Raw genomic sequence first — 13,091 nt, 5'->3', positions numbered from 1 at the left:
CCATGTCCCTGTCCGCCCCCCGCATCCTCCACGCCACCGGGCGGTTACTCCTGTCCCTGGCGGCCGTGGCGGCTCTGGCCGTCCTCTTCGTCGCCCTGATCGCCCTCACGGACGGGGCCGGCTCGGGCTGGGCCGCATGGGGGGCGACCCTTGGCGCCGGGGCCGGCCTCGCGATATGGCAGGCGAGGCGCCGCAGCCCGCGGGCGCGGCTCGTGACGTTCTTGCCGGTGGCCGTCGCGGCGGCGTTGACGGCGACGGTCTGCATCCCGACCGTGCCGACGACACGGCAGCCCCCACCCGCCCTTCCGTTCGTGGCGACGCAGCACTGGAGCCTGGCCACGGGCAGCCGGGTCGCGGTGTACCACTACCCGCCCGCGAACACCGGCCCGCGGTATCCGGTCCCGCTCGTGTACCTCAACGGCGGGCCGGTGCGGGGCATTTCGGTGCTCGACCACCGGTTCCTTCGACTCCTGGCCCGGCGGGGCTACGACGTCTACGCCTACGAACAGGCCGGCGGCGGCCGCAGCGACCTGCTGCCCATGGACCAGTACTCGATCTCCAGGTCGGTCCGTGACCTCGGCGCCTTCACGGACCGCCTGGGCAAGGGCAAGGTCGACGTTCTGGGGTTCTCCTCAGGAGGAGTGGTGCTCACCCGGGCCCTGGCGGAGCCGAGCGTGGCCGCACGCCTGCACCGGGCGGTCATCGCCGATCCCGGACCCATGGACGGGCCCACCGCGCGTATCACGGGGCCCAAGGGCCGGACGTCCGCACGGAATCTGGCACCGGCCATGACCGGACCGCGCTCCACGCACCTCCCCCGGTACGCCGTGGCGTTCGGCCTCATGCGACTCGGATTGCTGACCCCCGAGACCGGGTTGATCGGGCAGGCCGAGGGGGGTAACGCCTTCAGGGCCGCAGACCTCGGCAGCGACACGGCGTCCGCCTACTGCGCGCGCGACGCCCACCGCATCCCCGTCGAGGACACCGCCCGGAACTTCTCGTTCAGCGCGGCCGCCAGCCTCCGGGTCCAGCAGACCATCAAGGACTCGCCCTCCATCGTGCCGCGACTGAAGCAGTCCCGGACGCCCGCCCTGCTGATGATCGCCGAGTGCTCCTCACAGGTCCGGCGATGGGCGACCGAGATCCTCGCCCACGCCCCCGCCGTCCGCCGGACGCACGTCATGCCGGGAGTCGGACACCACATGTGGAACGGCCTGGACGACAACGACGACCGCGCCGCCGCCGTCATCACCGCGTTCCTGCAGAACAAGCCGGCACCCCTGGCGAACCGTCCGACGCGCGACGAGATCCCCTCTTTCCTGCGCGACCACACGTGAAGGGCGACGCAGGACGTCACTCCGAAGCCTCCGCGAGGAGGGTACGGCCGGCTGCGAAGAGCCGTGCGCAGCGCTGCGTCATGGCTTCGGGCGACTGGTCGGGGTGGCTGACCCACCAGCGGACCAGTGCGGTGCACAGACCACGCCAGGCGTAGGCGAGGGCGTCGGCGTCGAGCGGGTCGCCGGATCCGGTCGTCCGCAGGAGGTCGGCGGTGCCGGTCGCGGCGAGGTCGTCGATGGCGCGGCGGTAGTACGCAGCGCGGCGGGCGGCGTCGCTGTCGGGCGGCAGCGTGGTGTCGTAGAGGACGAACCATGCCTCGCGCTGCCCGTCCAGGGCGGTGAACAGGGCGTGCAGCACGCGCAGAGCGGTGGGCTGCGCGGCGGAGGCGGACTCGGTCATGGCGGTGCGGACGGCATGCAGCAGCCGGTCGCCCACGGGGTTCAGACACGCGAGGTAGAGGTCCTGCTTGCTGCCGAAGTAGTGGTGCAGCAGGGGCTTGGTGACGCCGACCCGGGTGGCGACAGCGGCCACGGTGGTGGCTTCGTAGCCGCGGCGTCCGAACTCCTCGGTCGCCGCGTCCAGAAGCTGTCGTTCGCGGGCGGCCCTGGGGACCCCCTTGGTGCCGGCCTTGGAGGGGGGCGTTGTCATGAGCTGAATATTACCCTACGGTAATTTTCCGACAGGTCACTTCACCGGCCTCGTTGGGAGCGCACATGTCTGCCTCACCCTCCGGCCCCGGCACCTCCCGCACCCGCTCCTGGTGGGGCTGGGGGTACACGGATGCCCACCCCGACGACGCCGAATGCGTGGCGCTGGGGGCCCTGTTGCCGGGCACCCTGCCCCGCCCGCTGCCGGTGCCCCGGGTCGCCGACCTGCCGATCGGCCGCCCCGGCGTGACACCTCCGACCGCGCTGGCGCACCTCGTCACGACCGATCCCGACGTGCGCGCAGCCCACGCCATGGGCAAGGCCTACCGCGACGTCATCCGGGCCCTGCGCGGCCGTCCGGGCCGGATCCCCGACCTGGTCGCCCGCCCGACCGACGACCGGGACATTGCCGATCTGCTGGACTGGGCCGGCGGGCGGGGCGTTGCCGTCATCCCCTTCGGCGGCGGGTCCTCCGTGGTCGGCGGCGTGGAGTACCGCGGTGACGCCCACCGGGCCGTGCTGTCACTCGACCTGACGTCGATGGACCGGGTCCTGGAGGTCGACACCGTCAGCCGTTCGGCCCGCATCCAGTCAGGGGCGCTCGGTCCCGTGCTGGAGGCGCAGTTGCGGTCCCACGGCCTCACCCTGCGCCACTTCCCGCAGAGCTTCGAGTTCTCCACTCTCGGCGGCTGGCTGGCCACCCGAGCCGGAGGTCATTACGCCACCGGCCGCACACACATCGACGACTTCGTGCAGTCCCTGAGCGTGGTCACGCCCGCCGGGCCGGGCACATCCTGGCGGCTGCCCGCCTCCGGCGCGGGGCCCTCGCCCGACCGCCTGTTCCTCGGCTCCGAGGGCGTGCTCGGCATCATCACCGAGGCGTGGATGCGCCTCCAGGAGCGGCCACGCCACAAGGCTTCGGCGTCGGTGGCGTTCGCCGACTTCCAACAGGCGCTGGAGGCGGTGCGCGCCATCGCCCGGTGCGACCTCTCCCCCGCCAACTGCCGCCTGCTCGATCCGGGCGAGGCGCTGCTGTCCGGCGCCTCCCACGACGGCTCCTCCGTCCTGGTCCTGGGCTTCGAGTCCGCCGCCTCGCCCGTCGGCGGCCGCCTCGCGAGCGCCCTGGACCTGGCCCACGCCCATGGCGGCCGGGGCGGGACACCGGCGGCGGACGGCGACGCCCCGGGCGACACGGCGGTGAGCGCCTGGCGTTCGGCATTCCTGCGCATGCCCTATCTGCGGGACGGCCTGGCCCGCATGGGCGCCGTCGTCGAGACCTTCGAGACCGCCGCCACCTGGGACCGGGTTCCGGCCCTGATCGACGCCGTCCGTACCGAGGTGGGCTCCGTCGCGTCGAAGGCCACCGGGCACCCGGCCACCGTCAACTGCCGCCTGACGCACGTCTACCCCGACGGCGCCGCGCCCTACTTCACCGTGGCCGTCGCCGGTCGTCCGGACGACGAAGTGCGGATCTGGGACGACATCAAGGCTGCCGCGAGCGACGTCCTCCACCGCTACCGCGCCACCATCACCCACCACCACGCCGTCGGCCGCGACCACCGTCCCGGCTACGACCTCCAGCGCCCGGATCCCTTCGCGCTGGCGCTGCGCGCCGCCAAGGACGCCCTGGACCCCCATCGCATCCTCAACCCGGGCGTCCTGATCGACTGACCGGCTCTCCTCAACTCCGATGCGCACCGGCCGCTATGCGAGCCAGAGCGAGCTACGCCGGTGACGCGCCGGCACGATGTCGATCGTGTCCACCGCATCGAGCGCGAGCTCGTCGGCGGTGGAACGCACCAGCCGCAGGAGAGCGCCTGCCTGGGCCCGCAGCCGCTGCCGCGCCCGGCGTTCCTCCGTCGCGGACCACTCGGCCACGGATCGGTCCCGCTGGTGTCGGGCGAACGAGTAGACCGCCACCGTCCGGCGGACCGTGCGAGGTTGGGGCCGGCCGGACTGTCGTGCGGCATCGGTGAAGGTCCGTGCGCTGTACCTGAGGTCGTAGAGGATCACGGAGCGCCAGGGCTTTCCTGACGGGGAGGCGTGTGCACTCCGGCTGTGCGCAGGGGGAAGGTGATGAGCGGTGCGTGTCACGGAACTCCGATCGCAGCCACCGCCAGGAGTGTCCTGGCGGGCTACCAGAAGCCCATCGGTCCTGTCGAACGCGCGTTTCCCATGGGCGTGACCCTATCTCGCTGCACGCGTGCGTGCGGACCTGTCACAGGTCTTCTCAGCACCGCTTGCCGAGGGCCGGGCGCGCGGCCGAAATGGCCGGCTGGAGTGCTTCGGTGGGCTGGGGCTCGGACTCGGTCGCGGACAAGACCCGCGGCGTGGTCGGCTGTGGCAGGATGCCGGCATGGTGCTGATCCGAAAGGGCAATGCCGCGTAGGCGCCCGAAGGCCGTCCGCGCCGAGCGGTGGCGGCCCTCAAGCACACGCCGGTTCGCCGGATTCCGACCGTGTCGGCCCGAACTCGGGCCGCTGTGCTGCCTGTTGAGGCCGAACGCCTGTGACCAGATGCCGTCGCTGTGGCTCTCAGCCGCTTCGAGGGCCTTCAGTCATCCGGGGCGTTACCTGGAGGGTCGTTACGACAGTCCCGGCATCGAGATCGAGGACGGTCGAGACGACCTGGAAGAGGCTCTGCGGCACCTGCCCACCGGGGCCCGGGCGGATCTGGCGGGGCGGCGAGGCGGACGCCGGTGCGGAGGCGGGCGCGGGCGCCGGAGCCGGTGCGGGTGCCGCGCGGGCCGGGGCAGGTGCCGGCGCGGAGGTCGCCTGGTGGAGCGGATCGACGCGGAGTCCGAGCGCCGCACGCTTCCGAATCCGGGGTGGGTGAGCGAGTGGACCGCGGGACATTGGTGGTGGCGGCGCCTCCGGGAACGATGACGCCGCGCGACCGGCGCCCCCAGGCCGGTGGCGGCGGGAGCGGTGAAGCCGGTGATCTTGGGAACACGGTGGGAGTGATCTTGCTGTCGGTCCCAAGAGGGGGGATGTCGTGACAGTGCCTCCGCAGCGCACGCGGCTCGTGAAGCGCCGCCGGTATGGGTTCGACCTTAGGTCGACGGCCCTGTTCTTCCTGTTTCTCGCAGTGGTCGTGAGTGTCCTGGGCCTCGCCGCCCGCGTGGCGGCGAACACCGTCGAGCGGCGTCCTGCCTGGATGTTCGTCCTGATCGTGCTGGCTGTCGCGGTTTGGCTGGGTCTACGGCGCCGGATGCGCGTGGCGGAAGTTGCGCGCCGGGCCGCCGCAGCACTCGACGAGGCGGCCAGGGAGGCGGCCGAGGCGCTGGAGGCTCCACCGGTTCCCCGTCAGCGGGCGGCCGCCGACGTCGTCGTCGACTACGACGCCCTGACGCCGGAGGAGTTCGAGGAGGCGATCGCGGCGCTCTGCGAACGGGACGGCTGCTCGGGTGCCGACGTCGTGGGAGGCGCAGGGGACTTGGGCGCCGATGTCGTGGCCGCGACGCCCGACGGGCGCCGCGTCGTCATCCAGTGCAAGCAGTACGGCGAGTCCCATCGGGTCGGTTCGCAGGACCTGCAGCGCTTCGGCGGCACCTGCTTCACCGTGCACGACGCCGACGTCGCCGTGCTGGTCAGTACGAGTGACTTCACAGCGCCGGCGCTGGAGTACGCCGAGCAGTGCGGGATCGTGTGCGTGGACCGGGAGACGCTGGAGGCGTGGACGGTCGGCACCGGTCCCCGGCCCTGGGACGCGGCCCCGGGCGGCGGGGCGGCCGGGTGGGAGACAACCGGTGCCGCGTTCTGAGATGCCCGGCGAACGCGGCCCATGTGCCCGCGCCGCCTTCCTCACGCTGGATCTTCGTCCTCGCCCGCGAAGGCATCGCCCTGGACGGCGTCACCCTGCTGCTCCGCATCGCCTTCGGCGCCGACGAGCCCAGGGACCCGCTCGTCCTCGCCTCGTACGTCGGCACCCACCTCACCGAGACCCGGCGCCGCGCCGCCGTCCCCGAGTGAGTCCCGTCATGCGGGTGGTCTTCCCTCTCAGCGGTGATCGGGCGATATTCCGAGCGCAGCGGGGTAATGGCATGTCGATCAGCACCGTGGTGAGAAGGAGCCGAGGATGACCGACGACGCCTACCTGTTCCTGCTTGACGACGCGTCCGCGCAGCTCGGCGTGGTTCCGGCGGCCGTCGGTGAACTCGCCTGCATGGAGACTCCCGCGGTGCGCGCCTGGCTCGACGCTCAGGGAAGCTCGCCGACCTCGCCGCACCTGCGTCTGCTGCCGCCGGAGGAGAGGGCGGCCGTGCCCGAGGGAGCGGAACGGCTGCCCGTCCCGCTGAGCGAGGAGGAGCTGAACCGCCTGCGCCACCAGATGGCGCCGGAGCCGCTGGCCCGGGTCGAGGAGGAACTGCTCGCCTACCGCGACTGCGCGGACGGTCGGGACGGCCTGATCGGACGAGCCCTGGCCGCCGGTGTGGCTCCGCACCGCATCGTCGAACTGACCGGGGTCGATCCCGCCGCGGTGAACGCCGCCGCGAGCAGTTGACGACGCTTCGGGCACCCGTCGGACGAGAACCATCTGACGGGGCCGGTCGTCAGCCCGCGTGCCTCCTCCCTGACTGCCGAGGCGGGCTGGATCAGCGGCTGCGGGTGAAGACCTTGTCCTGGGTGGAGCCGCCGGCGCACAGCTTCTTCTCGTCGGCCGTCATCTTGCGGGACTTGACCACGACCGCGCTGTGCTTGCCGTCCGTGCCGTTCGGGGCCGGGCCGGTGACCGTGTCGGGCACGAACCAGTAGTAGTGGCCCCACTTGGGGTCGTCGTAGTGGGTCTGCCACGTGCCGGATATCTGCCGCATGACCTGGGCGCGGGAGATCCAGCCCACTTCTCCCGGCTTCACGGTGACGGTGAAGGAACTCGTCTCCGTGTGCGAGCTCTGCCAGGTGTAGTTGTACGTCGCGGTCACACTGGCCGTGATGATGCCCTCGATACCGCCGCCCACGGTGACCGAGCCTCCCACCGAGTGGGATGAACCCACGGTGTCGGCCCACGACATCGACTGGGAGGCGGGCGAGTCGGTGCAGTTGAAGAGCAGTTCGGAGACCTGGCGGGGCTCACCGAGGTAGGCCTTGCCGAGCCGCGGTGAGTTGAAGCTGCACTTGCCCCCTCCGGAAGCGCAATCGGCCAGGATCTGCTCCGCGGTGGGCTGGTCCTCGGCGGCGGCCGGGACCGCCGTCGCGATCACCCCCAGGGCGGTCGCCGTCAACGCGAGCGTGCGGCTGCCGTACCGCAGGGCGTGGTTCATCGTCATCGTCGGTGCCTCTCACCAGTGCGTGGGGGGAATGTGACCACAAGTGCCCTTGCTCTGGGCGGGGTTGTGGTCGACGGGTGATGCCCATGAGGCTCACGTAATCGACTGTCGAGCTACACCAAGAGCCGGCAAAGTTGTAATTGATTGTCAGAACTGATGAACAGCCAACTTCGTGGTCGCCGACCCGCCATCGAACTCCCCGCGCCGCTCCTGACCCCGGAACCACCCCTCGGGCAGCCCCTTCGCCCCCGGCCACGCCCCGGCGACGGAGCGGAGCCCCGGGCCGCCCCCGCAGCCGCGGGATACGGCAAAGCCGCCGGCACCGCGTTCGGTTCGCGGAGCCGGCGGCAATGCCGGGCCGTTCAGTTGAGGGGATCGAGCGTGAGGTAGGCCTGGCGCGGGTTGCCGTCGTGGACGAGCGATTCATGGTGGCCCACGTCGTCGAACGCGAAGGCGTACGCCTTTCCGTCCGCCATCTGCGCGTGGATCTTGCGCGCGTAGTGATTGGTGACGTTGTCCTTGTAGAAGTCGGCGGCACTGGCGTCGGGCTGGCTGGAGTTGACCAGCAGCGTGGAGCGGTTGAAGCCGGCACACAGGGTGCGCGATATCGGCCCGCGCACCTGGTCGTTCGGGGCGTCGAGCCTCCTGTGGCAGCCGAAGACGGAGGATGCGTCCGGCTTCTGGAAGGTGGTGACGACGGCACCGGCGCTGTCGGTGAAGTTCATGACGCCGCCGGAGACCCGGCCGTAGTACTTCGTGCCGGGCCGGTCGGTGAAGGGGGCGACCGTCAGGGTCGACGTGGAGTACTTCTGCCAGACACGGTTGATGTAGTCGTCCATGACGGTGGCCGGCAGGGCGCCGGTCTCCAGGCCGTACAGCGGTGACAGCGCGCGCAGTACGGTGCCGTCGGAGCGGGTCTGGATCAGGTTGGCCCAGCCGCCGGGCTGCCCCTTGAGGGCGTTGAAGAAGCCGTTGTATCCGCCGGGCTTGAGCCGGCCGGTGCTCGCGGTGCTGCCGTCGGCTCGCTGCACTCCCACCGCGTAGGGGGCGGAGAACATGTCGACCTGTGTGCTGTTGATCCACAGGCCGGAGTCGTTGAGCGTGTACTCCGACCAGTTGAACAGGATGTTCCGGTTGGGGTCGGACGGGTTCTGCACCGCCGGCTGGACCAGGCCTCCGGTGGTGAGCCTGAAGGCCAGCTTCTGGCCGTAGGAGAAGTACACGCGGCCGGAGAACTTGGGCATGCGGATCGTGGCCGACTGGCCCGCGGCCGGGCCCGGGATCGAGGCGTCGGGAGCGGGGGTCGGCGGATTGCCGCCCGCCGGCCAGGGGTGGAAGGTGCCGGCCGCGTCGGCCCAGCCCTGCCGACCGGTCGAGAGTTCCGTGCCGAGGTTGTAGATGTACAGCTGCTCGCCGCGGGCCGAGTTGTTGGTGATCTTCAGTGGGATCGTCGCCGGGACGGCGGCGTGGGCCGGAGCGCCCGTCCCGGTCGCCAGCAGTGAGCCGGCGAGCACCGTGGCGAGGGACAGCCCCGCGGCCGTGGCCCGGCGCCTGAGAGTTCGCAACACGCGCTGCCTCCGTTCAACAGTTGACCGATTCAGAACTTTGAGAGCGCTCTCAGAGTCGTCTCTTGGTCCGTACCTGTCAATGCTTCGGACTGCTCGGTCAGCGCCGGCACCCGTCGCGCGGGGATCCGCGCAGGCAGGAGTGGACGACCACCAAGGGCCAGACCGACTGGAGGGTCGTCACCGCGCGCTCGGCCACGCCGGCCACGCCGTGGAGGTGCAGCTCGATCAGGAACCAGGCCGCGCCGGCCGCCATGACCGCGGTCGCCGCCAGAGAGGGGAAGGGGCGCAGGGCCCACGGCACGGCGGTACCGGCCCGGGCCGCGAGGACGGGCCAGGCTGCCAGGAGGGTGAAGGCCACGGCGGCCACGGAACCATGACTCAGGGACCCGCCGCTGCTCGGCGCCGGGAACATGGCCACCGCCAGCGCCGACACACCTCCGGCCGCCAGGGCCGTCCGCCCCGCGGTCGCGGCCGGGCGCAGGCCCCAGGCCGTCAGCAGGTGACAGAACCCCAGCGCGATGAACGCCGCTGTCATCACCCAGGACCCCGAGTTCCCGGGCGCGGCCAGGACACTGATCGTCTGGGCTGCGGGGTCGTAGGGGGGACCCTGCAGCGACGCCGCCACCAGCCAGCCCAGGATCAGGAAGAGCGGCGCGCACCCCGATGACACCAGAGCCCATGTAGGAACAGATCGCATCAGGACACCGTAAAGCGGGGCATCCGTGTCCCCGGGTTCCGTCGGGCGGCTCGCCTCACGTGGCGTAGTCGCGCAGCCGGTCTCCCTCCGGTGTGCGCACGATGGAAGCCTGCGGCCGGACGGCAGGAGGTGATCGCGCATGGAGCTGACACTCGTGGTGCTGATCATCATCGTGGGACTGACGTTCGACTTCACCAACGGTTTCCACGACGCCGCCAACGCGATCGCCACCTCCATCTCCACCCGGGCCCTGACACCGCGCGTGGCCCTCGTCATGGCCGCGGTGATGAACTTCTGCGGCGCCTTCCTCGGCACCGAGGTCGCCCAGACCGTCGGAAGCGGCATCATCGGGGCTCCCGAGGCGACTTCAGGGCTGCTGCTCGTCCTGTGCGCGCTCATCGGCGCCATCGGGTGGAACGTCTTCACCTGGTGGCGAGGCCTGCCCACCTCGTCCTCGCACGCCCTGATCGGCGGCCTGGTCGGTGCCGCGCTCGCCGCCTCCGCCACAGTGCACTGGTCGGGCATCCTGGACAAGGTCATCCTGCCGATGCTGCTGTCCCCGCTGGTCGGCGTGGTGCTCGGGTACCTGCTGCACACGGGCATCCTGTGGGCGTTCCGCCGTTCAGCGCCTCGGCGTACCACACGGCGGTTCCGTATGGCGCAGACCGTCTCGGCCGCCGCCATGGGGCTGGGGCACGGCTTGCAGGACGCGCAGAAGACCATGGGGGTCATCGTGCTGGCGCTGGTCACGGCCGGCTGGCAGGACGACTTCTCGGTGCCGGTGTGGGTGATCGCCGCCGTGGCGGCCGCCATGGCCGCCGGTACGTACAGCGGCGGGCGTCGCATCATCACCACCCTGGGGCGGCGCATCGTGCACCTCGATCCGCCGCGCGGCTTCGCCGCCGAGACCGCTGCCGCGGCCGTCCTCTACACCACCGCGTTCCTGGTGAAGGCGCCGATCTCCACCACGCAGACCATCACCGCCGCCATCCTGGGTTCCGGGGCCACCCGGCGCTTCTCCGACGTACGCTGGCAGGTGGCCCGTTCGATCGGCACCGCCTGGCTCCTCACGTTTCCCGGCGCGGGGGTCCCTGCCGCGGCGCTCTACCTCTTCCTGCACGCCGTCACGCCTGTGTGAGCACAGTCGGAGGCCGCCCATGATCGCTCTTCCCGGCCGCCCGGCGTCCGTGGAGTCGCCTGCCCGGCTCCCGTCCGGCCTTCCGGTGCCGGCGCGTTTCGCCCATCTGCACCCGGACGACGGTGCCTGTCTGATGGAGGCCGCCGGACTGCTGGCCACCGGCCGCTTCACCGACAGCCCGGCCGGGACGCATCCGGCGCTCGCGGCCCTGGCCCGGGTGGTCAACGACAGCGTCGGCGACGACGCCCGGCACGCCCTGTGGCCACTGGCCGCCGACCTCGCCGACGCCCGCCCAGCGGGCCGTGCCTACCCGCCGCTGCTCGTCGGCATGGTCGTGGACGCGGCACGCCGGGTGCGCCCCGCGTCGCGGCGTCTGGCGCGGAACGGCCGGGCGTGCCGGCGGAGGGCGGAGCGACTCGCCGACGCGCCCGCCGGTGGTCCGTCGGTCCGGATCGCCGATCTGCTGTGGTGGCGCGGGCCGGGGCGCCGACGCCTGGAGCAGGCGCTCCGGGTGCTGTGCGCCGCGCCGGAAGCCGATCGGCTGCTGTCCCGGCTGTTGCGGCAGGCCGCGGCTCAGGCGCGGGAGTGCGGGGGCGCCCTGGCTGCGGGCAGGGAGGTTCACTGCAACCGGTAGGCGAACCGGTCCGTCCTACAGGGCACCATGATCCCTGCAAGCGTCGCCGGCCCCTTGGCCGCACCGGTTCGCCAGCTGCTCGCGTTCGCCTGGACGCAGACGCGGGCCTGCGCGTTCGCCTTCGCCCTGCTGTCCGGCGTGGCCGTGTCCGCGCTTCTGCCCGAACTGCCGGTGGCTCGCTACGACTTGCTGGTGGTCTACGGTGTGCTGCTCACGCTGCTGTTCTGGGCTCGCGGCTGGGAGAGCGGGCGGGACATCACCGTCATCGCCGTCTGCCATGTCATCGGTCTGGCCTTCGAGCTGGTGAAGGTGGCGCTCGGCTCCTGGAGCTACCCGGAGCCGGGCGTGCTGAAATTCGCCGGTGTCCCCCTGTACGGCGGGTTTCTGTACGCGGCCGTGGGCAGCTACGTCTGCCGGGCCTGGCATCTGTTCGATCTGGAGCTCGTGCGGTACCGGCCCCGGGCGACGGCCGTGGTCGCCGCGGCCATATACGTCAACTTCTTCAGCCACCACTGGCTGCCCGACGCGCGCTGGGTGCTGGCCGGGCTGCTCGTGGCCGTCACGCTGAGGACGTCGGTGCGCTTCACGGTACGGGGGGTGCGCCGGCGGATGCCGCTGGCGTTGTCTTTCGTGCTGATCGGGTTCTTCCTGTGGGTGGCGGAGAATCTGGCCACCTTGGTCGGCGCGTGGCGCTATCCGTATCAGCAGCACGGCTGGGAGCCGGTGGGGGTGGAGAAGTTCGGGGCCTGGGCGCTGCTCATCAGTGTGACGTTCGTACTGGCGGCGGTGGGGCGACGGACGGATCCCGGAGCGGAGCGACCAGCTCCGTGAGGGCTCCCGGAGGGGCGTGAAGTCGTCGCTGAAGCGCTCACCTGCGTATCATCCTATGGACGTAAATCAGGTGATTTACCTTCTCGGTCGTCACCTACCGTGGCCTTTCTCGCCGGAGTGATCAATGTCCCGCACCGGCACGACGGACGACGGCGACGAGCTGCTGACCAGGCTCGGGGCCTTGACAGCTCAGGCGCGCGCGCAGGCCGAGATGCAGCGGTCCCGGGTCGAGCTGGCGATCGCGCTGCAGCGCGGCATGCTGCCGCGGGACCTGCCCGTCGCCCGTCGGCTGCATCTGGCCGTGCGCTACACACCCGCGTGCCAGGGCCTCAACGTGGGCGGCGACTGGTACGACGCCTTCACCCTGGGCGACGGCCGGATCGGTCTGGCCATCGGCGACGTCCAGGGCCACAACATCGAGGCCGCAGCCTTCATGGGACAGGTGCGGGCCGGGCTGCGGGCGCTGGCCTCCGTCACCAGTGAACCGGGCGAAGTGCTGGCCCGGACCAACGATCTGCTGCTGTCTCTAGGCTCCGACCTGTTCGCCACCTGCACGTTCATGCGGCTCGACCCGTGTGCCGGGGTGCTGGAGAGCGCGCGGGCCGGCCATCTGCCCTGCATCTGGGCCACGGCGGACGGGAAGTCCGGCGTCACCGAGGACGAGGGCGGGCCACCCCTCGGGGTGCAGGCGGGGATGCCGTACCCGGTGACGCGGTACGAACTCACCACGGGCGGCGTGTTCGTCCTGCTCACGGACGGTGTCGTGGAGGGCCCGTCGATGCGGCTGGAGGAGGGCCTGGACCAAGTGACGCGGCTCGCGGGCATCGCGGCGGTGGCGGGCATGGACGTGGACACACTCGCGGCCGCCGTGATCAAGGGGGCCGAGCGTGTGGGGCACGACGACGACGCCGCCGTCCTGGTGGTCGGCCTCGACGGGCCGGACGCTCAGCCATAGGGCGCACGACACGCGCT

General features: G+C 71.5%; 14 protein-coding genes. 9 read left to right on the top strand and 5 right to left on the bottom strand.

The window, feature by feature from the left end; all coding sequences use genetic code 11:
• The first annotated feature begins 2 nt into the window (after positions 1–2).
• Complete coding sequence (locus tag A4E84_RS38845; protein WP_062931030.1) at positions 3–1,337, top strand: alpha/beta fold hydrolase; 1,335 nt, start codon at positions 3–5, stop codon at positions 1,335–1,337.
• A 16-nt stretch (positions 1,338–1,353) separates the two neighbouring features.
• Here the strand turns inward: A4E84_RS38845 and A4E84_RS38840 are convergent, their stop codons facing one another.
• Positions 1,354–1,986 (bottom strand): TetR/AcrR family transcriptional regulator, encoded by a 633-nt coding sequence (locus A4E84_RS38840; protein ID WP_062931029.1) that lies wholly within the window; start codon positions 1,984–1,986, stop codon positions 1,354–1,356.
• A 65-nt stretch (positions 1,987–2,051) separates the two neighbouring features.
• Between A4E84_RS38840 and A4E84_RS38835 the strand changes: the two genes are divergently transcribed.
• Positions 2,052–3,656 (top strand): FAD-binding oxidoreductase, encoded by a 1,605-nt coding sequence (locus tag A4E84_RS38835; protein ID WP_062931028.1) that lies wholly within the window; start codon positions 2,052–2,054, stop codon positions 3,654–3,656.
• A 33-nt stretch (positions 3,657–3,689) separates the two neighbouring features.
• Here the strand turns inward: A4E84_RS38835 and A4E84_RS38830 are convergent, their stop codons facing one another.
• Complete coding sequence (locus tag A4E84_RS38830; protein WP_062931027.1) at positions 3,690–3,998, bottom strand: hypothetical protein; 309 nt, start codon at positions 3,996–3,998, stop codon at positions 3,690–3,692.
• A gap of 981 nt (positions 3,999–4,979) precedes the next feature.
• Between A4E84_RS38830 and A4E84_RS38820 the strand changes: the two genes are divergently transcribed.
• The 3 genes from A4E84_RS38820 (at position 4,980) to A4E84_RS38810 (ending at position 6,488) form a co-directional block, all read left to right on the top strand.
• Positions 4,980–5,747 carry a restriction endonuclease gene (locus A4E84_RS38820; protein WP_062931025.1) on the top strand — a complete coding sequence of 256 codons (768 nt, stop codon included), beginning with the start codon at positions 4,980–4,982 and terminating at the stop codon, positions 5,745–5,747.
• A 23-nt stretch (positions 5,748–5,770) separates the two neighbouring features.
• Positions 5,771–5,956 (top strand): hypothetical protein, encoded by a 186-nt coding sequence (locus tag A4E84_RS38815; RefSeq protein WP_062931024.1) that lies wholly within the window; start codon positions 5,771–5,773, stop codon positions 5,954–5,956.
• 106 nt (positions 5,957–6,062) lie between these two features.
• Positions 6,063–6,488: a DUF6003 family protein gene (locus tag A4E84_RS38810; RefSeq protein ID WP_062931023.1), complete on the top strand. Its 426-nt coding sequence runs from the start codon at positions 6,063–6,065 to the stop codon at positions 6,486–6,488.
• Between the two features lie 91 nt (positions 6,489–6,579).
• Here the strand turns inward: A4E84_RS38810 and A4E84_RS38805 are convergent, their stop codons facing one another.
• From A4E84_RS38805 to A4E84_RS38795, 3 genes are all read right to left on the bottom strand, one after another.
• Positions 6,580–7,251 (bottom strand): hypothetical protein, encoded by a 672-nt coding sequence (locus tag A4E84_RS38805; protein WP_062931022.1) that lies wholly within the window; start codon positions 7,249–7,251, stop codon positions 6,580–6,582.
• Positions 7,252–7,613: 362 nt separating this feature from the next.
• Positions 7,614–8,819, bottom strand: a complete 1,206-nt coding sequence (locus A4E84_RS38800) for a glycoside hydrolase family 64 protein (RefSeq protein ID WP_062931021.1) — start codon at positions 8,817–8,819, stop codon at positions 7,614–7,616.
• Between the two features lie 97 nt (positions 8,820–8,916).
• Entirely contained in the window at positions 8,917–9,516 is a 600-nt protein-coding gene (locus tag A4E84_RS38795; protein WP_062931020.1) for a DUF998 domain-containing protein, read from the bottom strand.
• Positions 9,517–9,655: 139 nt separating this feature from the next.
• On the opposite strand from A4E84_RS38795, the gene A4E84_RS38790 reads away from it, so the two are divergent.
• The 4 genes from A4E84_RS38790 to A4E84_RS38775 all read left to right on the top strand — a co-directional run bounded on the left by A4E84_RS38790 (position 9,656) and on the right by A4E84_RS38775 (position 13,074).
• A complete protein-coding gene (locus tag A4E84_RS38790) occupies positions 9,656–10,654 on the top strand; it encodes an inorganic phosphate transporter (protein ID WP_062931019.1) in 999 nt (332 codons plus the stop codon).
• A 19-nt stretch (positions 10,655–10,673) separates the two neighbouring features.
• Complete coding sequence (locus A4E84_RS38785) at positions 10,674–11,288, top strand: hypothetical protein (protein WP_062931018.1); 615 nt, start codon at positions 10,674–10,676, stop codon at positions 11,286–11,288.
• 27 nt (positions 11,289–11,315) lie between these two features.
• Positions 11,316–12,119, top strand: a complete 804-nt coding sequence (locus A4E84_RS38780) for a DUF817 domain-containing protein (protein WP_062931017.1) — start codon at positions 11,316–11,318, stop codon at positions 12,117–12,119.
• A 124-nt stretch (positions 12,120–12,243) separates the two neighbouring features.
• Positions 12,244–13,074 (top strand): PP2C family protein-serine/threonine phosphatase, encoded by an 831-nt coding sequence (locus A4E84_RS38775; RefSeq protein ID WP_062931016.1) that lies wholly within the window; start codon positions 12,244–12,246, stop codon positions 13,072–13,074.
• Positions 13,075–13,091 lie beyond the last annotated feature (17 nt).

This window comes from Streptomyces qaidamensis, assembly GCF_001611795.1.
Classification (GTDB): domain Bacteria; phylum Actinomycetota; class Actinomycetes; order Streptomycetales; family Streptomycetaceae; genus Streptomyces; species Streptomyces qaidamensis.
The sequence above is the reverse complement of the archived record's forward strand: the minus strand, read 5'-3'. Positions and strand labels throughout refer to the sequence as shown.

What these genes read in the sequence shown, in the direction of transcription:
- A4E84_RS38845 (WP_062931030.1), top strand. Translation starts at nt 3, where the DNA reads ATGTCCCTGTCCGCCCCCCGCATCCTCCACGCCACCGGGCGGTTACTC.
- A4E84_RS38840 (WP_062931029.1), bottom strand. Translation starts at nt 1,986, where the DNA reads ATGACAACGCCCCCCTCCAAGGCCGGCACCAAGGGGGTCCCCAGGGCC.
- A4E84_RS38835 (WP_062931028.1), top strand. Translation starts at nt 2,052, where the DNA reads ATGTCTGCCTCACCCTCCGGCCCCGGCACCTCCCGCACCCGCTCCTGG.
- A4E84_RS38810 (WP_062931023.1), top strand. Translation starts at nt 6,063, where the DNA reads ATGACCGACGACGCCTACCTGTTCCTGCTTGACGACGCGTCCGCGCAG.
- A4E84_RS38805 (WP_062931022.1), bottom strand. Translation starts at nt 7,251, where the DNA reads ATGACGATGAACCACGCCCTGCGGTACGGCAGCCGCACGCTCGCGTTG.
- A4E84_RS38795 (WP_062931020.1), bottom strand. Translation starts at nt 9,516, where the DNA reads ATGCGATCTGTTCCTACATGGGCTCTGGTGTCATCGGGGTGCGCGCCG.
- A4E84_RS38790 (WP_062931019.1), top strand. Translation starts at nt 9,656, where the DNA reads ATGGAGCTGACACTCGTGGTGCTGATCATCATCGTGGGACTGACGTTC.
- A4E84_RS38785 (WP_062931018.1), top strand. Translation starts at nt 10,674, where the DNA reads ATGATCGCTCTTCCCGGCCGCCCGGCGTCCGTGGAGTCGCCTGCCCGG.
- A4E84_RS38780 (WP_062931017.1), top strand. Translation starts at nt 11,316, where the DNA reads ATGATCCCTGCAAGCGTCGCCGGCCCCTTGGCCGCACCGGTTCGCCAG.
- A4E84_RS38775 (WP_062931016.1), top strand. Translation starts at nt 12,244, where the DNA reads ATGTCCCGCACCGGCACGACGGACGACGGCGACGAGCTGCTGACCAGG.